The sequence below is a fragment of the Haematomicrobium sanguinis DSM 21259 genome (genome assembly GCF_000688395.1).
Classification (GTDB): domain Bacteria; phylum Actinomycetota; class Actinomycetes; order Actinomycetales; family Micrococcaceae; genus Haematomicrobium; species Haematomicrobium sanguinis.
On record NZ_JIAG01000012.1, the window covers coordinates 1 to 19,028 of the forward strand.

Below are 19,028 nucleotides of genomic sequence, written 5' to 3' on the forward strand. Positions count from 1 at the left end.
CTTTAGTGACGAAATCGCTGGTCTGCCGAGGATGCGAGAGAGGCTTTCGCGAGCCCTTGAGCGCAGCGTCCTGAACACCCTGCTCGCGCACCAACGCACGGACCCGGTAAAACCACGACCGTGATACTCCATGCCGCAAGCAAAACGCTTCCACATCACCATGAGAGGCGTTCTGCGGCCAGGAGAGAACGAGCTGACGAATTTGATCAGGAATACGAGTCATCCCCGCATTCTCAACCGCCACAAACCAGCACGCTCAAATGTCCACTATGTATTGAGACCTAACTGTCCACTATGTATTGAGACTTCACAGACCCGTATACGGCTCAAAAAATGCGCTACGGGGATGCGAAACGCGGGTTGTGAGAGGCACGACGGCGTTACTCGCCGTTGTTCTGGTGAGCGGCACTTAGGTGCCGCTCGGCTGGGAGACGGGGATCGCCGTCGTACTTTGTGGGGGCTAGCCCATCCCTAGCTGGGCGCCTTCGCGGGTCATCTCGGCGACCGCGCGTTGGCTGGAGCGCATGTCGACTCCGGCCATTAGGTTGGTGAAAAGCCGCACCTTGAAGCCGAGCTTGAGCGCATCCAACACGGTTGCCCGCACGCAAAAGTCTGTGGCAATGCCGGCGACATCTATCGCCTCGATGCCCGCCTCCCGCAGCATGTCCTCTAGACTCCGACCATCCGCGGTGACACCCTCAAACGCCGAGTATGCGGGCGTTCCCTGCCCCTTGCGCACAATTTCAGCGAACAGTTCCTGGGTGAGCGGCGCGTGCAACTCGGCTCCGGGCGTGCCGGCTACACAGTGCACGGGCCACGTGTGTCGGAAATCGGGTTCGGTGCCGGGGGTTGCGAAGTGGCCGCCGTTATCGCCCTCGGCACTGTGCCAATCTTGCGAGGCAATGGTCACGGCGTACCGCGACGGGTCGGCCAAGCGTTTCGCGATCCCGGCGGCCACGGCAGAACCGCCGGTCACGCCAAGCGCCCCGCCTTCCACAAAGTCGTTCTGGACATCGACGGCTAGAAATGCGCGGTTCACCATGACGTCCACTCTACTGCGAGCTTCGCCCGCGCGCCTGGCTCGGAAATGCCCGGCAAGAATTACCCGGACAAGGGGTCTAGCCTGGGCGATTCGACCCGATTAATATGAGCAATGTTTGTGGGTCCGGTCACCTCCGTGTGCCGCCCCACGATCATTACGGATAAATCCACGTTGAGCAGCCAGCGCATTTCACCTTGGTTTCACGTAAGGGAAGATTCCCGTGTCAACAACGTCTCAAAAAACAACCTCGAAAACGTCGAAAGCTTCGGCCGCAAAGGCGGGCAACAACGCTAAGCCCAAAACCCCAGCCTCACACGTTGCCGAAGGCGGCGACATCCAGCAGCCCGTTGAAGACGGCAATATCATGACCACCGCGCAGGGCACCCCGCTCTCCGATGATCAAAACTCGCTCAAAGCCGGGGACCGCGGTCCCACTCTCATGGAAGACTTCGCCATGCGAGAGAAGATCTTCCACTTCGACCACGAGCGCATTCCCGAGCGCGTGGTCCACGCCCGCGGGTACGGCGCTCGAGGCACCTTTGAAACTCTCGACCCGCTGACCGATATCACCAGCGCCAACCTCTTCGCCAATAAAGGGGAAAAGACCGAGGTCTTTGTCCGGTTCTCCACGGTGGCCGGAAACAAGGGCTCCTTTGACCTCGCACGAGACGTGCGCGGATTCGCCGTCAAGTTCTACACCAAAGAGGGCAATTGGGACCTGGTTGGCAACAACATTCCGGTGTTCTTCATCCAGGACGCGATCAAGTTCCCGGACCTCGTGCACTCGGTCAAGGAAGAACCAGACCGCGGCTTCCCGCAGGCCCAATCGGCGCACGACAACTTCTGGGACTTTGTTTCCTTCACCCCGGAAGCCATCCACATGACTTTATGGCAGATGTCTGACCGCGCCATCCCGCGCTCCTTCCGGTTCATGGACGGCTTTGGCGTGCACACCTATCGCTTCGTGAACGAGGACGGCAAAGCCACTTTCGTGAAATTCCATTGGAAGACGGCGCAGGGGCTGCAGTCGGTGTTGTGGAATGAGGCGGTCAAGATCAACGGTGCCGACCCGGACTTCCACCGCCGCGACCTGTGGGACGCGATCCATTCCGGGGACGCCCCATCGTGGGATCTCGCGGTTCAGGTCTTTGACGAAGACTTTGCGGAGAAATTCGAGTTCGATGTGCTGGATCCCACCAAACTCATCCCCGAGGAGCAAGTGCCCTTGCGCATCGTGGGGCGCATGACCCTGGATCAGGCGGTCGACAATGACTTTGCCCAAACCGAGCAGGTCGCCTTCTGCACCCAGAATGTTGTTCCCGGCATCGACTTTTCCGATGATCCGTTGTTGCAGGGGCGCAACTTCTCTTACCTGGATACCCAGCTCAGCCGCCTGGGCACCACGAACTTCACCCAGTTGCCGGTCAATGCCCCACGCTGCCCGGTCGCCAACTTCCAGCGCGACGGTCACATGCAGACCCACGTCCCCTCCGGGCGGGCCAACTACCAACCCAACGGCTGGAGCGGTGATGAGCGCGGCCCGCGTGCCGGGGCCGGCGGTTACGTCACCTACCCGGAAGAGGTCAACGGCCCGAAGGTGCGGCACCGCTCGAAGACGTTTGCCGACCACTACAGCCAAGCCCGGCAGTTCTGGATCAGCCAGACGCCGGTGGAGCAAGATCACATCGTCGCGGCCTACGTGTTTGAGCTCGGCAAATGCGAGGTTGAAGAGATTCGATCCCGCATCGTCGCGCACCTGCGCAACGTCCACGAGGACCTCGCCGCGCGCGTCGCGGACGGCCTCGCCCTGGAACTCCCCGATGCCGCCGAACCGGCACTCGCCCCGCGCGAAGACCTCCCTGCCTCGGATGCGCTCAGCATTCTGAAAAACTCGCCGGCCACCTTCGCCGGCCGCAAACTCGGGATCTTCGTCTCCGATGGGGCGGACGCCGCGCTGGTCAACGGGCTCAAGGACGCCATGGACAAGTCGGGGGCTCAGGTGGAAATCGTGGCCCCCAAGATTGGCGGCGCGACGCTCTCCGACGGCGCAAAACTTGCGGCGGATCAGCACATCCAGGGTGCGCCATCAGTTCTCTATGATGCGGTTGCCATCGTCCTCGGCGCCGACTCGGCGGCCGACGTCGCCGAGCTCGCCACCGCTCAGGACTTCGTTTCCGATGCGTTTGCCCACCAAAAGTTCGTGGGCTACACGCCGGAAGCGGAACCACTCCTGGACGAGGCCGGCGTCGCGGAGAAGTTGGATGACGGCTTTATCAACCTTGCGACAACGAAGCCGACCCAGTTCGCCAAGACCCTCGCCGACCTTCGCTACTGGGACCGCCCAGTAAAGCCGTAGGGCCGTCCTAGCGCGATCTGCGCCGGGCAGCGAATTCGCCGAGTCGGCACGTTTTCCGCTAAAGACCGGGCCATAACCGGAAAACGTGCCGACTCGGCGCGGGTGGCGTGGGTGGCGCGGGTGGCGGGGGATGGGCGACGCGGCGAGAGCCTGCGCGGGCCCGTCACCTTAGCACCCCAGAAGGACGACGGCGATGCGCACCTAGGTGCGCATCGCCGTCGTAATTCCTGCGTTCCACATCCCGGTACCGCAAATTTAGACCCGCACACGGGGATGAAAAAGCGCTCAGGGGATGCGAAACGAGGGGGGAGGGGCGGAACGCCAGCTCGCGGCGAGGCAGCGAATTCGCCGAGTCGGCACCTCTTCCGCTAAAGACCGGGCCATAACCGGAATACGTGCCGACTCGGCGTGAGTGGCGCGGATGGAGGGGGAAGGTGCCAAACGCCAGCTCGCGGCGAACACCCCGATTCTGGTAGAGTTAAGTGCTTGTGTGGCCACTCTTGGCCGCGCTACTCGTAAATCCACGTGCCACTGCAAACTATCGCACGCCCAAAACAGGCAACGGAAAGTGCATCTGGCATGGGGATTTAGGCCTGATCTGGCCGAATCCAGACAGGTTTAGAGAATCCTCACGGACGTTCCACCAGGCTTGCCCGCAAAACCACACACGGTGCGCAAGGACCGTAAAAGCCACAGAGCGAGGCAAGAACCAGTGAGACAACATAGGAGAAAAACACGTGATTCAGCAAGAATCGCGACTAAAGGTTGCTGACAACACGGGTGCCAAGGAACTCTTGACCATTCGTGTGCTCGGCGGATCTGGACGTCGCTATGCAGGTATTGGTGACACCATTGTCGCCACCGTCAAGGATGCGATTCCTGGCGGAAACGTTAAGAAGGGCGATGTCGTCAAGGCAGTCGTCGTTCGCACGCGCAAGGAACGCCGTCGCCCGGACGGTTCCTACATTCGCTTCGATGAGAACGCAGCGGTCATCTTGAAGACTGACGGCGACCCCCGCGGCACCCGTATTTTCGGGCCGGTTGGACGCGAACTGCGTGACAAGAAGTTCATGAAGATCATCTCGCTTGCTCCGGAGGTGCTCTAACTCATGGCAGCAAAAATCAAGAAGGGTGACCTGGTTCAGGTCATCACCGGTGCAACCCAGGCACGCGGCGGCGACCGCGGCAAGCAGGGCAAGGTTCTCAAGGTGTACCCGGAGAGCAACCGCGTGCTTGTCGAGGGCATCAACCGTGTGACCAAGCACGTCAAGGTGGGTCAGACCCAGCGCGGCACCAAGACCGGTGGCATCGAGACCGTTGAGGCCCCGATCCACGTGTCCAACGTCGCTGTGATCGATCCCGAGACCAAGAAGCCCACTCGCGTTGGCTTCCGGACCGAGACCGTTGAGCGCGATGGCAAGACCAAGAACGTTCGCGTTCGCGTCTCCAAGGCATCAGGGAAGGATCTGCCATGAGTGAGACTCTCGAAGCAACCAAGGTGACTCCTCGCCTGAAGGAACGCTACAACAGCGAAATCAAGCAGGCTCTCCAGGACCAGTTCAACTATGAGAACGTCAACCAGGTTCCGCGCCTGGTCAAGGTTGTCGTGAACATGGGTGTTGGCGAAGCCGCCCGCGATTCCAAGGTTATTGACGGCGCCGTCCGCGACTTGACCCAAATCACCGGCCAAAAGCCAATGGTGACCAAGGCCAAGAAGTCGATCGCGCAGTTCAAGCTCCGCGAAGGAATGCCCATCGGCGCGCACACCACCTTGCGTGGCGACCGCATGTGGGAATTCACCGATCGCCTGATCTCCCTCGCACTGCCGCGTATCCGCGACTTCCGCGGCCTTTCGCCCAAGCAGTTCGACGGCAACGGCAACTACACCTTCGGTTTGACCGAACAGGTGATGTTCCACGAGATCGATCAGGACAAGATCGACCGCGTGCGCGGCATGGATATCACGGTTGTGACCACCGCCAAGACCGATGAAGAAGGCCGCGCATTCCTGCGCGCGCTCGGCTTCCCGTTCACCCCAGATAACTAATCCAACTACGAACAGGGTCCGTTTCTCCACGGGACACCCAAAAGATGTACGACGGCGATGCTCGCCACGAGTGCATCGGCTCAGCTTGAGCGCGGGGTCACCGGAAAGAACAGGAAACCGGTTCGAGGAAGGGCTAAAGCCCACATGACAATGACAGATCCTGTCGCAGACATGCTTACGCGTCTGCGCAACGCAAACTCGGCATATCACGACACCGTGACCATGCCATTTTCCAAGCTCAAGGGTCACGTAGCTGACATCTTGAAGGCGGAGGGCTACATCGCCGACTGGAAGGTCGAAGACGCCGAGGTCGGCAAGAAGCTGACCTTGGACTTGAAGTTCGGTCCGAACCGCGAGCGTTCCATCGCTGGCGTTCGCCGCATCTCCAAGCCCGGTCTTCGCGTCTACGCCAAGTCCACCAACTTGCCTCACGTGCTCGGTGGCCTCGGTATCGCGATCCTCTCCACCTCCTCCGGTCTTTTGACCGACAAGCAGGCCGCGAAGAAGGGTGTAGGTGGGGAAGTCCTCGCCTACGTCTGGTAACAGGAAAGGGGTAGAAAACTATGTCACGTATTGGACGTCTCCCCATTTCGGTTCCTTCCGGAGTAGAGGTCAAGATCGACGGCAATAACGTTGCAGTCAAGGGAAGCAAGGGCGAGTTGTCCTTGGAGGTCGCTAACCCGATCGCGGTTTCCCTCGAAGACGGCGTTGTCACCGTTACCCGTCCCAACGATGAGCGCGAATCGCGTTCATTGCACGGTCTGACCCGTAGCCTTATCGCCAACATGATTACCGGCGTCACCGACGGCTACACCAAGGACCTTGAAATTGTAGGAACCGGTTACCGTGTCCAGGCCAAGGGCCAGGACTTGGAGTTTGCACTGGGTTACTCCCACCCGATCACGGTGAAGGCGCCGGAAGGCATCACCTTCAACGTGCAGGGCGCAAACAAGCTTTCGGTCTCCGGTATCTCCAAGCAACAGGTCGGCGAGGTGGCAGCCAACATTCGCAAGCTGCGTAAGCCTGATCCCTATAAGGGCAAGGGCATTCGCTACGCCGGCGAGCAGATCCGCCGCAAGGTCGGAAAGGCTGGTAAGTAATTATGGCTTTGACCATCAACAAGAAGCGCAATGGCAAGAGCCGTGCAGCTGCACGCTCGCGCCGTCACATGCGCATCCGCAAGAACATCGAAGGCACCGCCGCCCGTCCGCGTCTGGTTGTCAACCGTTCGGCACGTCACGTGTTCGTTCAGGTTGTCGACGATTCCAAGGGCGTCACCTTGGCCTACGCTTCCACCATGGAGCCCGAGCTTCGCAACCTCGACGGTGATAAGACCGCCAAGGCCAAGAAGGTTGGCGAATTGGTTGCCGAGCGTAGCAAGGCGGCAGGCATTGACTCTGTGGTCTTCGACCGCGGTGGCAACAAGTTCCATGGCCGTGTTGCAGCAATTGCGGACGGCGCACGCGAAGGTGGATTGGCACTATGAGCGAAAACACGAATGAGAACACTGTGAGCGAAGAGACCGCCGCGACCGAGGCACCCGCTGCCGAGGCCAGCGAAAACAACGAGCGCCGGGGCCGTGGCCGTGGCGACCGCAACCGCGATGGCGGCCGTGGCCGTGACTCGCGTCGCGACAACGCTCGCGATGACAAGGACAAGATGCTGGAGCGCGTGGTGCACATCAACCGCGTGGCAAAGGTTGTCAAGGGTGGACGTCGGTTCGCTTTCACCGCCCTGGTTGTTGTCGGTGACGGCGACGGCATGGTCGGCGTTGGCTACGGCAAGGCCCGTGAAGTTCCGGCAGCAATCGCCAAGGGCGTGGAAGAGGCCAAGAAGTCTCTGTTCCGCGTTCCTCGCGCCGGCTCCACCATCCCGCACCGTGTGCAGGGTGAGGACGCCGCAGGCGTGGTCATGCTCCGTCCGGCTTCCCCGGGTACCGGTGTGATCGCCGGCGGTCCGGTGCGCGCCGTACTCGAATGCGCCGGTATCCATGACGTGCTGTCCAAGTCGCTGGGTTCCTCCAACGCGATCAACATTGTGCACGCGACCGTCGCAGCGCTGAAGCAGCTCGAAGAGCCTGCCGCCGTTGCTGCCCGCCGCGGCTTGCCGTTGGATGAAGTTGTGCCGCACGCACTGCTTCGCACCATCCAGGAATCCCAGGCTGCTCGCAGCGCCGCTGCTAATGAAAAGGCTGGTGTCTAACATGCAGACCACTCCCAAGCGGATCAAAGTGAGCGATGCACAACTAGTCATCACCCAGGTCAAGAGCGAAATCGGTGGCAAGCAAAACCACCGCGACACGTTGCGGTCCTTGGGCCTGAAGCGCATTGGCGATTCAGTGACCCGCACCGCCGACGCCGTCACGGTTGGTATGGTCAACACCGTTCCGCACCTGGTGAAGGTTGAGGAGACCAACTAATGGCAAAAGCAACTGCAAAGGCTGACGCCGTGGATAACACCACCGGCGAGCCAGCCATCAAGGTACACCACCTGCGTCCCGCACCGGGTGCCAAGACCGCTAAGACCCGTGTGGGTCGTGGCGAGGCATCCAAGGGTAAGACCGCTGGCCGTGGTACCAAGGGCACCAAGGCGCGTTACCAGGTTCGTCCCGGTTTCGCCGGTGGCCAGGTCACCATGTTGCAGCGTCTTCCCAAGCTGCGCGGCTTCAAGAACCCCTTCAAGGTCACTTTCCAGGTTGTGAACCTGGATAAGCTCTCCGAGCTGTACCCAGAAGGTGGCGAGGTCACCATCGAGAACCTGGTCGCAAAGGGTGCGGTTCGCCGCAACCAGCCGGTCAAGGTTCTGGGTACCGGCGAGGTTTCCGTCAAGCTGGACGTGAAGGCGAACGCCTTCTCGAACAGCGCGAAGGAAAAGATCGCCGCCGCCGGTGGAAGCACCGACGAGGTCTAAGCACGTGAGTGCACACGCGGCCTACCGCGTCTAAACATTGGCTTGCTGTGCTCATCGATTCAGGTGAGCACAGCAAGCCTTTTGTGTAGGCAACCACGGCGAGCATCGCCGTCGTACATCTTTTTCGCACCGATTCTTAGCTCACTCATCTAGCCGTTAGACTGGTTGACTGTGACCTGTCCCGCCCGGGGCATTAATTTTCAGGAGGACGCTTGCTAAGCGCTATAGGCCGGGCCTTTAGAACCCCAGACCTGCGTAACAAGTTGTTGTTTACGCTTGGCATTATCGCCATCTACCGCTTCGGAACGTTTATCCCCGGGCCGGGTGTGGATTATCGGAATGTGCAACAGTGTCTGGTGACCGCGGACACGACCGGCGGGCTGTTCAACTTTGTGAATCTGTTCTCCGGCGGTGCGCTGCTGCAGGTGTCGATCTTTGCGCTGGGCATCATGCCGTACATTACCGCGAGCATTATTGTGCAACTGCTGCGCGTGGTGATTCCACGTTTCCAGACGCTCTATCAAGAGGGGCAACAAGGGCAGGCGAAGCTGACCCAGTACACCCGCTACCTGACCATTGGTCTGGGGCTCTTGAACGCGACGACCGTGGTGACGCTGGCGCGCACCGGTGCGCTGTTCAATAACCAGTGTTCGCTGGATTTGATCCCGGATGATTCGCTGATGATGATTCTGCTGCTGATCATTACCTTGACCGCCGGTACCGGCCTGATCATGTGGATGGGCGAGCTCATCACCGAAAAGGGCATCGGCAACGGCATGTCCTTGCTGATCTTCACCTCGATTTGTGCGTCCTTCCCGGGTGCGATGGGTGCCATTTGGGCCGCCCAAGGGCCGACCACCTTCTTCCTGGTGATCCTGATTGGCTTGGTGGTCATTGGCGTTGTGGTGTTCGTGGAGCAGAGCCAACGCCGCATTCCGGTGCACTACGCGAAGCGCATGGTGGGACGCCGAACCGTTGGCGGAACCAGCACCTACATCCCGATCAAGGTCAACATGGCCGGCGTGATCCCGGTGATTTTCGCGTCCTCGCTGCTGACGATTCCCGGGCTCATCGCTCAGTTCAATATGGGTAGCGGAAACCCGCCGGAATGGGTCAACTGGATTAATACGTATCTGAATACCGCCGGAGGAAATAGCCCGCTGTACCTGATTCTGATGTTCTTGTTGGTGATCGCGTTCGCGTACTTCTACGTGGGAATCACGTTCAACCCGCAGGAAGTGTCTGACAATATGAAGAAGTACGGCGGGTTCATCCCGGGTATTCGGGCAGGCAAGCCGACCGAGAACTACTTGCAGTACGTGCTCTCGCGAATCACGTTCCCCGGGTCGATCTATCTGGGCATCATTGCTGTGATCCCGATTCTCGCGGTGGCGGCCATTGGCGCCTCGCAGAACTTCCCGTTCGGCGGTACCTCGATTTTGATCATGGTGGGTGTGGGTCTTGAGACCGTCAAGCAGATTGACGCCCAGCTCCAACAACGTCACTACGAAGGATTGTTGCGATGACCCGCATGTTGATTATTGGCCCTCCCGGTTCTGGTAAGGGGACGCAGGCGTCGCAGATATCTTCCCGGCTGGGGATCCCGGCGATTTCCACCGGCGATATCTTCCGCTTGAATGTGCGCGAAGCGACGCCCTTGGGTATCGAGGCGAAGAAGTACATGGACCGTGGCGACTACGTTCCGGATTCCGTGACGAACTCCATGGTGCGGGACCGGCTGGCGGCCCCCGATGTGGCCGGGGGTTTTTTGCTGGACGGGTATCCGCGGACGCTGGATCAGGTGCGAGAGCTGGATGACATCCTGGCTTCGAATGCGGTGTCATTGGATGTGGTACTGCAGCTGACCGCTGATGATGAAGAATTGGTCAAGCGGCTCAAGGGGCGCGCGGCGACCGATGGGCGCAGCGACGACTCCGAAGACGTGATCCGGCACCGGTTGGCGCTGTACCACTCCGAGACCGAGCCCGTGGTGTCCGCGTATGACTCGCGCGGCATTGTGGTGCAGGTGGACGGGATCGGTGCGATCGACGAGGTGACCGATCGGGTGATGGTGGCGTTATCCGCCGCCCTCGCCTAGGCAAATTTCAGCGCCTAACTCACGTTTCAGAGCCTTAGAAGGCGCGGAAACGTGAGTTTGGCGCTTAAAAGTGAAGGGATAGGGCAATGGCCAGGTTCGGCGCTCCAACAATTGAACTGAAGACCAACGCGCAACTGGCAGACATGGCGCGCGCCGGAGTCATCACAAGCCGGGCGCTGGACGCTGCGTCGGCTGCGGCCGTGGCCGGTGCCACCACCGCGGACGTGGATGCCGCGGCCGCGCGGGTCATCTCCGAGGCCGGAGCGACACCAAACTTCCTGGGCTACCACGGTTACCCGGCAACGGTGTGTGCCTCGGTCAATGAGGAAGTGGTTCACGGCATCCCCGGGCCTCGCGTGCTCCAGGACGGGGACATTCTCTCGATTGACTGCGGTTCCATTGTCAACGGCTGGCACTCCGATTCGGCGCGCACCGTCTTGATTGGGAATGTGAGCGAGGCGGATCGGGAACTGTCCGAAGTCACCCGGGCTTCCCTGTGGCACGGCATCGCGGCGTTCGCGAAGGCGAGCCGGGTCGGCGAGATTGGCGACGCGATTGATGACTACGTGCGGGGTGTGTCCGGGGACTACGGCATCCTCGAGGACTATGTGGGTCACGGCATCGGCTCGGCCATGCACATGGCCCCGGATGTGCTCAACTACCGGTCGCGTCACCGCGGCCCAAAGGTGCAAAATGGCATGGCGCTGGCCATCGAACCGATGCTGGTGCTCGGCGGCCTCGAGACCGAGGTCTTAGATGATGACTGGACCGTTGTGACCGCAGACAAGAAGCGCGCCGCACACTGGGAGCACTCGGTCGCCAAGCACAAGGGCGGCATTTGGGTGCTGACCGCCGAGGACGGGGGAGCCGCGGAGCTTGCCGAGTTCGGCATCACCCCGCAGCCCATCCCCGCCTAAGCCCGCCCAGTCGAGGCAAATTTCATGGCCTCCCGCACGAATCATGGTCTTATAACGCCATGAAACGTGCGGGAGGCCATGAAATTTGCGGGGGGTTAGGGGAGTTCGGGTTTGACTTGGGAGGTGTAAATCTTCTCCAAGTCGGTCTTGAGCGTCCCAAGCGTCGAAGCGACATCGGCCTGCCGGGTCAGGATTGCGCCGGACGCATCCGCCATCTTTAGATCCCCGCCGGGCAGGAACACCCGCGCATAATCCTGTGGCCGGGTCACCGCCAACTGCTCAATGGCAGTCCCAATCAATGGGTTCGCCGCCAACAAAGTTGACGTATCCGCATTCTCGCGCACTGGCATGTACCCGGTCGCCGCCGAAAATTCCACAGTGTTTTCCGGCGAGGTTAGGAACTTCAAGAACGTCGCCGCCGCCAACTGCCGCTCCTTGGAAATCTCGCGCGGAATCCCCAATCCAGCACCGCCAGTCGGGCACACGGGGGATTCGGCCACCGAGCCACCGGGCAAGAATCCCACCCCGATGGGCGCCTTCGCGGCCTTTTGCACACCGACCAAGGAACCGGTCGAGGACAAGGACGCGGCGACAGCCCCGGACGCAATGTCGGTAGAGACGTCATCGGAGGACACCCCCGCCCACTTGTCCTTGTACACGCTGTCTTGGGCAAACTGAAACACCTTCACGTTCGCCTCCGAGTCCGCGGTCATCGACCACTCCGAGGACCAGCCGCCCCCCTCGCCCCACAGCAAATTCTGGAAGGTCCAGCCGGCATAGTCCTTGGGCGCCGGGTGGTAGTACGCGTTCTTGAACCCGGACACCGAAGCGTTCGCCGATTGAATCTTCGGCGCCCACTCGGCAAATTCGGCCCACGTCTTCGGTGCGCGGTCCGGCACCCCGGCCGCCTTGAACTGATCCTTGTTGTAGTAGAACAGCGGCGTGGAGCGCGCATAGGGGACGGCCCATTGCTTGCCGTCATACTGATAATCCGCGAACAGCCCCTTCCGGTACGTCGCCGGATCTTCATCCACGGCCACAAACAACTCGTCCAGCGGAATGATCGACTTCGCCAGGAAATACCGGAACCACCACACATCGGAGAACACCACAATGTCCGGCAGATCGGTGCCCGAGCCGGCGACCTGGAACTTCTGCGCCACCTCCTCATAATTGGAGCCCGCGGTCACCAAGTTCACCTTGATATCTGACTGCGCCGCATGAAACTTCTCAATGATCTTCTTCTCCACCTCCTGGCTCTTGCCCGGGTGGTTGGACCAGAAGGTGATTTCGGCGGCCGGTTTCACCCCGGAAAAGTCGAGGTCAGCTTCGGTGGCTGGCGCGTCGGCCGCGGAGGTTGAGGGCCCTGCGCACCCGGCGAGGGCGGCGGCCCCGATGCCGAGTCCGGCAAGGGTGAGGAAGCCGCGGCGGTCAAAGAGCGGGCTCATAGAGTTGGACATGGTTGCCTTTCGGTGGTGGTTGAGTTTGCTGATGTACGACGGCGTGTTCCCGGCTTAACCGGTCGTGGAACCTTGTGTGAGCCCAGTGACAATATGCCTTTGCAGCATGGCGAACACGATGAGCACCGGTACCACGACGAGCACGGCACCGGCCATCAATGTGCCAAAGGACGCGAGCGAGGACTCGTTATTGCGCAAGAGCGTGAGACCGACCGGCAACGTCATCATTTCGGCGCGGTCGGTGATGATGAGCGGCCACAGGTAGTCGTTCCACTCATTGACAATCGTGACCAGCGCAACGGTGGCGATGGCCGGACCCGATACCGGGACCACGACTTGCCAGAGCCGGCGAAAGTGCCCAGCGCCATCCAGTTGCGCAGCTTCCAGCATCGATGCGGGCAGCGTGAGAAAGTGTTGGCGCAAGAGGAAGGTGCCAAAGGCGGTCCCGAGCCCTGGCAGGATGATTCCCCAATACGTGTTCATGCCGCCCCACCCGGCGATGAGTTGAAAGTTCGGCAGAATCGAGACCTGCGGCGGCACCATGAGTGCGACCAGGATGAAAAAGAACACCCAGCGTTTACCAGGAAAGCGAATGAAAACGAGCGCGTACGCAGTCAGGATCGCGAGGACAACCTTGATGCTGGCACCCAGAACCGTGACGATCGTCGAATTCAAGAACAGCCGCCCGAAGGACACCGTGCGGGAAGCTTCCACGTAATTTTGGAACGTCGGATTCTCCGGAAACAGCGTGGGGGACAGTGTCACGATTTCGTCGGTCGGTTTGAGCGACGCGCTGACCATCCACAGCAGCGGAAGCGCAACTATCAAGGTGGCGATGATGAGCGGAACATACGATCCGACGAGGGTGCCCACCAGATTCTGCGCGGTGAAGATGCGTTTACGTGGCGGCGGGGCGCTCACCAAGGGAGAGCGCGACGGTGCTTGCGTGTCGGGGCTTGTCGAGACCGTGCTCATGAATAGTGCACCTTCCGTTCCACGAATCGGAACTGCACCGCGGTCATGATCAGGAGCAGAACAAACAATACGACCGAGATCATTGCGGAGTATCCGGCGCGGTTGTAGCCACCAAAGGCTTGAATGTAGGCCTCATAGATCAGGGTCTGGGTGCCGTTTCCGGATGGGGTCATGATGCGGATCAGGTCAAAAGCCTGGAGTGAGGAGAGAACCGAGGTGATGAGCAAGAAGAACGTGGTGGGAGACAAGAGCGGGAACACCACGTGGAAGAAACGGGTGAGGCCGGTCGCCCCGTCTAAGGAGGCCGCCTCCATGACGTCCTTTGGCAGGGACTGTAACCCGGCCACGTAGACAATCGCGCAGTAGCCGAGCGTCTTCCAGGTGTACACGATCATGACCATGACGAGGGCAAGTGTGGGGTTGTTAAACCACTCCGGGCTGGGGGCGCCGAACCACATGCGCAGCACGCTGGAGAGGAGACCGTACGTCGGGTCGAAAATGTACAACCAGACTAGGCCAACGCCCACGCCGGATAGGACGTACGGTGCAAAGACGGTCGCCCGTGCAAACGTTGTTCCCGGCACATTGCGATTGAGCACCACCGCCAATGCCAAGCCGAGCCCCATGGGGGCGAGGACCGTGACCAAAGTGAATATCGCCGTCGTGCTTAAGACGGTGGCCGCGTCCCCGGAGGTGAAGAATTCAATGTAATTAGCGAGGCCGACGGGCGTGGCGGTGCGGGAGCCGAGTGTCCAGTCGAGGGTGGAGAAGTAGGCATTGTTCACCAGCGGGATGTAGGTGAACATCAAAATGAGCGCGACGTTCGGGGCGACGAACGCAAGGAAGATCCAAAAGTCGCGGCGGGTTTGACGGCTGCGGCGGCGAACGGGTGGTGGTGCGCTCGCGGCAGCCTGGCTATGGACAGGCACACGGCCACTTCAACGGGTCAATGGGTCTAATAGGTGGCGGCGAGGTAAACGCGGCGCGAACACTTTGCTGAGAGCGAACGGTCACGCTCATCTCCACGTGGACATATTGGGACGAGGGAACCCCATGATGTGATATAGTTCACAAGCGTTTCGAGGTTGATTGGGTATTTGGGGGTTGGCGTGCTGAAGACTTTTAAAATTATTGCAAATGGGGCCCCGTCTGGTCAGGTGGTTGCGGGTTGAACTTTTTCGCGGATCCTTCCGATGCGCGGCCAATAGAGAGAATGTCCGTAACGTTCACACGCTCTGATCTAGTCAGTGAGTGAGTTTCAGCCCTGTACGTCCTCGGGTATCTGACTTCGTTGGGCTATTTGAGATTTCTGAACGACCGACCTTTAGAAGGAGCGATTTTGTCACAGGAATTTTTAAGCACAGTACATGCGGAGCCACGATGGGGAGTTGAGCACCCAAGATATCGTGTTAATTTTTGGGCACGTCCGGCGAGTGGGCAGGGTTGGAGTCAGGATGCTCAAATACTCGTGGGATTCGCCGACATTGATCAGGTATTGTCATGGATTCGTGAGAAGGCCGGGGGGCGACGCTTTGAGCTTTTTGTCGAGATGGATGATGAAGAATATCTCGGATATTCGGTTCCGCGTACAGCCGGGCTCATAAGGCTTTTGGGGGAGAACCCAAACGCCGGATGGTGAGAGGTGGGATGGCTCTCAGGTACACGGAGCGCGAACTTTGTACCGGGCTGAACGCTACCGCCGAAAAGGCGCACACTCGAAATCGACTGTGCAGATAATGCATGCTTACGCGGCGTGTCGTGTGCGTGTTCCGCACAGTCGATTGTGGGGAGGGGCGGGCAGATTGGCGGATCGACGCGCAATAGAGTACAGTTGACTGTTGGTTATCTGCGCTCTGCTGTGCCCTCTTTCTGGAATCAAATCCCGAACGTCGGCGTTGTGTTATGCGTAGAAAAACACAAAGAGTTAGCGGAGGATATGGCCAAAAAAGACGGAGTCATCGAAGTCGAGGGCACAGTCAGTGAAGCTCTCCCGAACGCGAATTTCCGCGTTACGTTGGAGAACGGTCACGTTGTGCTTGCCCACATTTCGGGGAAGATGCGTCAGCACTACATCAGGATTCTTCCTGAAGACCGCGTAGTGGTGGAGCTGAGCCCATATGACCTGACTCGTGGACGTATTGTCTACCGCTACCGCTAGTCAAAGGAAATCATGAAGGTTCAACCAAGCGTTAAGCCGATCTGCGATAAGTGCAAAGTGATCCGCCGCAACGGCCGGGTCATGGTGATCTGCGAAAACCCGCGCCACAAGCAGCGCCAAGGCTAAGAACCGCTGGTCGGCTCCCGCCGACCAGGGTGCACAGCCCACGCAACGCTTGAAACGCACAGTAAATACATATAGGTAACGCAGGAACATCACGTTCCACACCCCCGGGCACGGAGGCCGGGGACCCTCGCGAACAAGCGAGGGAACGCGTTGCCTCAGACCTCCGCAAAGTATCAAGGAGACAGCCAGTATGGCCCGTCTAGCAGGAGTGGACATCCCACGCGAAAAGCGCGTGGAAATTGCCCTGACTTACATTTACGGCGTGGGCAAGACCCGTGCACACGAAACCCTCGCGGAGACCGGCATCAGCCCGGACACCCGCGTAAAGGACTTGAGCGACACCGAGCTCGTTCAACTCCGCGACTACATTGAAGGCAACTACAAGGTTGAAGGCGATCTTCGCCGCGAAGTAGCTGCTGACATTCGCCGCAAGGTGGAAATTGGAAGCTACGAGGGCATCCGCCACCGTCGTGGTCTGCCGGTACGCGGTCAGCGCACCAAGACCAACGCCCGTACCCGCAAGGGACCCAAGAAGACCGTGGCAGGTAAGAAGAAGTAAACCGGGAGCTTTCAACGCCCCGGGGCAACCACGTTTTGTAGGAGAAACACATGCCCCCAAAGTCGTCAGCGGCCCGTAAGCCGCGCCGCAAGGACAAGAAAAACATTGCGCTGGGTCAAGCGCATATCAAGAGCACCTTCAACAACACCATCGTCTCCATCACGGACCCGACCGGTGCCGTCATCTCCTGGGCTTCTTCCGGCGAGGTCGGCTTCAAGGGTTCGCGTAAGTCGACCCCGTTCGCCGCGCAGATGGCAGCCGAGCAGGCCGCCAAGCGCGCCCAGGAACATGGTGTGCGCAAGGTTGACGTTTTCGTCAAGGGACCGGGCTCGGGTCGCGAAACCGCGATTCGTTCGCTGCAGGCCACCGGTCTTGAGGTCGGCTCCATCCAGGACGTGACCCCGGTTGCGCACAACGGATGCCGCCCGCCGAAGCGTCGCCGCGTCTAATGCTGTGTGAGTCAGGCCGCCCCGCCTCAAAACGGGGCGGCCTGACCAACTGAAATCGAATACCCAAGCCCGCCAGAGGTGAGCGAAGGCATCCGTGCCAGCCACACGCCGTCGAACATCTCATTTCCACCCATTGCTTGCGTCATATAGCGGACGCACAGCTGAAAGGAAATATCAGTGCTTATTGCACAGCGCCCCACCCTCACAGAAGAAGTCGTCACCGAGAACCGCTCCCGTTTCAGCATTGAACCGTTGGAGCCCGGATTCGGTTACACCCTCGGCAACTCCCTGCGCCGCACCCTGCTGTCCTCGATCCCCGGTGCCGCCGTGACCAGCATCCGCATTGACGGCGTGCTGCACGAGTTCACCACGGTTCCCGGTGTCAAGGAAGATGTCACCGAGATCATCCTGAACATCAAGGACCTCGCGGTCTCCAGCGAGCATGACGAGCCGGTCGTGGCCTACTTGCGCAAGCAGGGCCCCGGTGTTGTCACCGCCGCCGACATTGCCCCTCCCGCCGGCGTCGAGTTCCACAACCCGGAACTGCACATCGCGACCTTGAACAACAAGGGCAAGTTTGAGCTTGAGCTGACCATCGAGCGTGGCCGCGGCTACGTCTCGGCAGCGCAGAACAAGGCCGGAGACCAGGAGATCGGCCGCATCCCGGTTGACTCCATCTACTCCCCGGTCCTGAAGGTCACCTTCAAGGTGGAAGCTACTCGTGTTGAGCAGCGCACCGACTTCGACCGTCTGATCCTGGACGTGGAAACCAAGGATTCGATCGCTCCCCGTGACGCGGTTGCCTCCGCCGGTACCACCCTGGTTGAGCTCTTCGGTCTCGCCCGCGAGCTGAACTCCACCGCGGAAGGCATCGAGATCGGTCCGAGCCCGGCAGACGCCTCGCTCGCCGCCGACATGGCCCTCCCGGTTGAGGACCTGGATCTGACCGTCCGTTCCTACAACTGCCTGAAGCGCGAAGGCATCCACACCGTCGGTGAGCTGGTTGCCCGCTCCGAGGCGGACCTGATGGATATCCGCAACTTCGGCGCCAAGTCGATCGATGAGATCAAGGCGAAGCTGCAGGAACTGGGTCTGTCCCTGAAGGATTCCGCTCCGAATTTTGATCTGGCCGCTCGCGCCTCGCTCGATGACGAGGACGATGAGACCTTTGACGAAGACGACGAGCTCTAATTAGCCACCACGCCAGGGAGCCCACGCGCGAGAGCGCAACGGCAACCGGCTCATTCTAGGAGAAAACACTATGCCTACGCCCACCAAGGGTAAGCGCCTCGGCGGAAGCCCGGCACACCAGCGCCTGATGCTCGCGAACTTGGCAACCTCGCTGTTCGAGCACGGTCGTATCACCACCACCGAGACCAAGGCCAAGCGTCTGCGCCCCTACGCCGAGCGCCTCATCTCGATCGCCAAGCGCGGCGACCTTGCCGCACGCCGCCGCGTTGCCGCTCAGATCAACAACAAGACGATTGTGCACGAGCTCTTCACCGAGATCGCTCCGGCGATGGCCAACCGCGAAGGCGGCTACACCCGCATCACCAAGATCGGCGCCCGCAAGGGTGACAACGCTCCCATGGTTGTCATTGAGCTGGTCCTCGAGCCCGTTTCCCCGAAGCAGGCCGTGGTGAAGGAAGCCGAGACCGCGGCGAAGACGTCCGCTCCGGCCGAGGAGACCATCGAGGCTAACGCTGAGACGGCCGCCGAGGACACCAACGTGGATGCCGCCGAAGCGAGCGAGCAGGAGCAGGCCGACACCGAGGAAGCGACCCAGGTCGAAGAGGACGCTCCCGAGGCTGTTGAGACCGCCGAAAAGGACCTTGAGGAAGCCGAAGAGGCAGCCGACAAGGACAAGAAATAAGCACCCGCCTAGTTGGCCCGCCACCGCATTCGCGGGGCGGGCCGCTTGCGTTAACGAG

23 protein-coding genes and 1 pseudogene are annotated in these 19,028 nt (G+C 60.4%); 19 read left to right on the top strand and 5 right to left on the bottom strand.

Annotation, left to right across the window (positions count from 1 at the left end):
• Together O148_RS17985 and O148_RS0110875 are read right to left on the bottom strand one after the other, a co-directional pair.
• Positions 1-223 (bottom strand): annotated as a pseudogene (locus O148_RS17985) (hypothetical protein); the annotation flags it as partial.
• A gap of 237 nt (positions 224-460) precedes the next feature.
• Positions 461-1,039 (bottom strand): isochorismatase family protein, encoded by a 579-nt coding sequence (locus O148_RS0110875; RefSeq protein ID WP_026530931.1) that lies wholly within the window; start codon positions 1,037-1,039, stop codon positions 461-463.
• 223 nt (positions 1,040-1,262) lie between these two features.
• On the opposite strand from O148_RS0110875, the gene O148_RS16210 reads away from it, so the two are divergent.
• The 13 genes from O148_RS16210 (at position 1,263) to map (ending at position 11,370) form a co-directional block, all read left to right on the top strand.
• Positions 1,263-3,398 (top strand): catalase, encoded by a 2,136-nt coding sequence (locus tag O148_RS16210; protein ID WP_338035377.1) that lies wholly within the window; start codon positions 1,263-1,265, stop codon positions 3,396-3,398.
• A 737-nt stretch (positions 3,399-4,135) separates the two neighbouring features.
• A complete protein-coding gene (gene rplN / locus O148_RS0110885; RefSeq protein ID WP_026530932.1) occupies positions 4,136-4,504 on the top strand; it encodes a 50S ribosomal protein L14 in 369 nt (122 codons plus the stop codon).
• Between the two features lie 3 nt (positions 4,505-4,507).
• Positions 4,508-4,873 (top strand): 50S ribosomal protein L24, encoded by a 366-nt coding sequence (gene rplX / locus O148_RS0110890; RefSeq protein WP_026530933.1) that lies wholly within the window; start codon positions 4,508-4,510, stop codon positions 4,871-4,873.
• Complete coding sequence (gene rplE / locus O148_RS0110895) at positions 4,870-5,445, top strand: 50S ribosomal protein L5 (protein ID WP_026530934.1); 576 nt, start codon at positions 4,870-4,872, stop codon at positions 5,443-5,445. Before rplX ends, rplE begins: the two co-directional genes overlap by 4 nt.
• 144 nt (positions 5,446-5,589) lie before the next feature.
• Positions 5,590-5,988, top strand: a complete 399-nt coding sequence (gene rpsH, locus O148_RS0110900) for a 30S ribosomal protein S8 (protein WP_026530935.1) — start codon at positions 5,590-5,592, stop codon at positions 5,986-5,988.
• A gap of 20 nt (positions 5,989-6,008) precedes the next feature.
• A complete protein-coding gene (rplF, locus tag O148_RS0110905) occupies positions 6,009-6,545 on the top strand; it encodes a 50S ribosomal protein L6 (RefSeq protein ID WP_026530936.1) in 537 nt (178 codons plus the stop codon).
• Between the two features lie 2 nt (positions 6,546-6,547).
• On the top strand, positions 6,548-6,931 hold the full coding sequence (gene rplR / locus O148_RS0110910; RefSeq protein ID WP_026530937.1) for a 50S ribosomal protein L18: 384 nt from the start codon (positions 6,548-6,550) through the stop codon (positions 6,929-6,931).
• Positions 6,928-7,647 (top strand): 30S ribosomal protein S5, encoded by a 720-nt coding sequence (gene rpsE / locus O148_RS0110915; protein WP_035745891.1) that lies wholly within the window; start codon positions 6,928-6,930, stop codon positions 7,645-7,647. The genes rplR and rpsE overlap by 4 nt, the downstream gene beginning before the upstream one ends.
• A gap of 1 nt (position 7,648) precedes the next feature.
• Positions 7,649-7,864, top strand: coding sequence for a 50S ribosomal protein L30 (rpmD, locus tag O148_RS0110920; protein ID WP_026530939.1), 216 nt, complete (start codon positions 7,649-7,651; stop codon positions 7,862-7,864).
• A complete protein-coding gene (gene rplO, locus O148_RS0110925) occupies positions 7,864-8,355 on the top strand; it encodes a 50S ribosomal protein L15 (RefSeq protein ID WP_051620122.1) in 492 nt (163 codons plus the stop codon). The genes rpmD and rplO overlap by 1 nt, the downstream gene beginning before the upstream one ends.
• Positions 8,356-8,567: 212 nt before the next feature.
• Positions 8,568-9,881: a preprotein translocase subunit SecY gene (gene secY, locus O148_RS0110930; RefSeq protein WP_026530941.1), complete on the top strand. Its 1,314-nt coding sequence runs from the start codon at positions 8,568-8,570 to the stop codon at positions 9,879-9,881.
• Complete coding sequence (locus tag O148_RS0110935) at positions 9,878-10,453, top strand: adenylate kinase (protein WP_026530942.1); 576 nt, start codon at positions 9,878-9,880, stop codon at positions 10,451-10,453. Before secY ends, O148_RS0110935 begins: the two co-directional genes overlap by 4 nt.
• Before the next feature lie 86 nt (positions 10,454-10,539).
• The gene (map, locus tag O148_RS0110940) at positions 10,540-11,370 is read left to right on the top strand and encodes a type I methionyl aminopeptidase (RefSeq protein ID WP_026530943.1); all 831 of its coding nucleotides are present in this window, start codon (positions 10,540-10,542) and stop codon (positions 11,368-11,370) included.
• A gap of 95 nt (positions 11,371-11,465) precedes the next feature.
• On the opposite strand, the gene O148_RS0110945 is transcribed toward map, so the two are convergent.
• From O148_RS0110945 to O148_RS0110955, 3 genes are read right to left on the bottom strand one after another with little or no spacing between them, the layout of a single operon-like run.
• Positions 11,466-12,830 carry an ABC transporter substrate-binding protein gene (locus O148_RS0110945; RefSeq protein ID WP_240470854.1) on the bottom strand — a complete coding sequence of 455 codons (1,365 nt, stop codon included), beginning with the start codon at positions 12,828-12,830 and terminating at the stop codon, positions 11,466-11,468.
• 54 nt (positions 12,831-12,884) lie between these two features.
• Positions 12,885-13,805: a carbohydrate ABC transporter permease gene (locus O148_RS0110950; protein ID WP_026530945.1), complete on the bottom strand. Its 921-nt coding sequence runs from the start codon at positions 13,803-13,805 to the stop codon at positions 12,885-12,887.
• The gene (locus tag O148_RS0110955; RefSeq protein ID WP_026530946.1) at positions 13,802-14,734 is read right to left on the bottom strand and encodes a carbohydrate ABC transporter permease; all 933 of its coding nucleotides are present in this window, start codon (positions 14,732-14,734) and stop codon (positions 13,802-13,804) included. Before O148_RS0110955 ends, O148_RS0110950 begins: the two co-directional genes overlap by 4 nt.
• Positions 14,735-15,741: 1,007 nt before the next feature.
• On the opposite strand from O148_RS0110955, the gene infA reads away from it, so the two are divergent.
• The 6 genes from infA to rplQ all read left to right on the top strand — a co-directional run bounded on the left by infA (position 15,742) and on the right by rplQ (position 18,970).
• On the top strand, positions 15,742-15,963 hold the full coding sequence (gene infA / locus O148_RS0110965) for a translation initiation factor IF-1 (RefSeq protein WP_035745913.1): 222 nt from the start codon (positions 15,742-15,744) through the stop codon (positions 15,961-15,963).
• 12 nt (positions 15,964-15,975) lie between these two features.
• Entirely contained in the window at positions 15,976-16,089 is a 114-nt protein-coding gene (gene rpmJ / locus O148_RS0110970) for a 50S ribosomal protein L36 (RefSeq protein ID WP_017833320.1), read from the top strand.
• Between the two features lie 190 nt (positions 16,090-16,279).
• Entirely contained in the window at positions 16,280-16,648 is a 369-nt protein-coding gene (rpsM, locus tag O148_RS0110975; RefSeq protein WP_026530949.1) for a 30S ribosomal protein S13, read from the top strand.
• Between the two features lie 50 nt (positions 16,649-16,698).
• On the top strand, positions 16,699-17,097 hold the full coding sequence (gene rpsK, locus O148_RS0110980; protein WP_026530950.1) for a 30S ribosomal protein S11: 399 nt from the start codon (positions 16,699-16,701) through the stop codon (positions 17,095-17,097).
• Between the two features lie 177 nt (positions 17,098-17,274).
• Entirely contained in the window at positions 17,275-18,288 is a 1,014-nt protein-coding gene (locus tag O148_RS0110985; RefSeq protein WP_026530951.1) for a DNA-directed RNA polymerase subunit alpha, read from the top strand.
• Between the two features lie 70 nt (positions 18,289-18,358).
• Positions 18,359-18,970: a 50S ribosomal protein L17 gene (gene rplQ / locus O148_RS0110990; protein WP_026530952.1), complete on the top strand. Its 612-nt coding sequence runs from the start codon at positions 18,359-18,361 to the stop codon at positions 18,968-18,970.
• Positions 18,971-19,028: the final 58 nt, after the last annotated feature.

What these genes read in the sequence shown, in the direction of transcription:
- rpsE (WP_035745891.1), top strand. Translation starts at nt 6,928, where the DNA reads ATGAGCGAAAACACGAATGAGAACACTGTGAGCGAAGAGACCGCCGCG.
- O148_RS0110950 (WP_026530945.1), bottom strand. Translation starts at nt 13,805, where the DNA reads ATGAGCACGGTCTCGACAAGCCCCGACACGCAAGCACCGTCGCGCTCT.
- map (WP_026530943.1), top strand. Translation starts at nt 10,540, where the DNA reads ATGGCCAGGTTCGGCGCTCCAACAATTGAACTGAAGACCAACGCGCAA.
- rplE (WP_026530934.1), top strand. Translation starts at nt 4,870, where the DNA reads ATGAGTGAGACTCTCGAAGCAACCAAGGTGACTCCTCGCCTGAAGGAA.
- rpsK (WP_026530950.1), top strand. Translation starts at nt 16,699, where the DNA reads ATGCCCCCAAAGTCGTCAGCGGCCCGTAAGCCGCGCCGCAAGGACAAG.
- rplQ (WP_026530952.1), top strand. Translation starts at nt 18,359, where the DNA reads ATGCCTACGCCCACCAAGGGTAAGCGCCTCGGCGGAAGCCCGGCACAC.
- rplO (WP_051620122.1), top strand. Translation starts at nt 7,864, where the DNA reads ATGGCAAAAGCAACTGCAAAGGCTGACGCCGTGGATAACACCACCGGC.
- O148_RS0110935 (WP_026530942.1), top strand. Translation starts at nt 9,878, where the DNA reads ATGACCCGCATGTTGATTATTGGCCCTCCCGGTTCTGGTAAGGGGACG.
- rplX (WP_026530933.1), top strand. Translation starts at nt 4,508, where the DNA reads ATGGCAGCAAAAATCAAGAAGGGTGACCTGGTTCAGGTCATCACCGGT.
- O148_RS0110945 (WP_240470854.1), bottom strand. Translation starts at nt 12,830, where the DNA reads ATGTCCAACTCTATGAGCCCGCTCTTTGACCGCCGCGGCTTCCTCACC.
- rpmD (WP_026530939.1), top strand. Translation starts at nt 7,649, where the DNA reads ATGCAGACCACTCCCAAGCGGATCAAAGTGAGCGATGCACAACTAGTC.
- infA (WP_035745913.1), top strand. Translation starts at nt 15,742, where the DNA reads ATGGCCAAAAAAGACGGAGTCATCGAAGTCGAGGGCACAGTCAGTGAA.
- rpsH (WP_026530935.1), top strand. Translation starts at nt 5,590, where the DNA reads ATGACAATGACAGATCCTGTCGCAGACATGCTTACGCGTCTGCGCAAC.
- rpsM (WP_026530949.1), top strand. Translation starts at nt 16,280, where the DNA reads ATGGCCCGTCTAGCAGGAGTGGACATCCCACGCGAAAAGCGCGTGGAA.
- rplF (WP_026530936.1), top strand. Translation starts at nt 6,009, where the DNA reads ATGTCACGTATTGGACGTCTCCCCATTTCGGTTCCTTCCGGAGTAGAG.
- rpmJ (WP_017833320.1), top strand. Translation starts at nt 15,976, where the DNA reads ATGAAGGTTCAACCAAGCGTTAAGCCGATCTGCGATAAGTGCAAAGTG.
- rplR (WP_026530937.1), top strand. Translation starts at nt 6,548, where the DNA reads ATGGCTTTGACCATCAACAAGAAGCGCAATGGCAAGAGCCGTGCAGCT.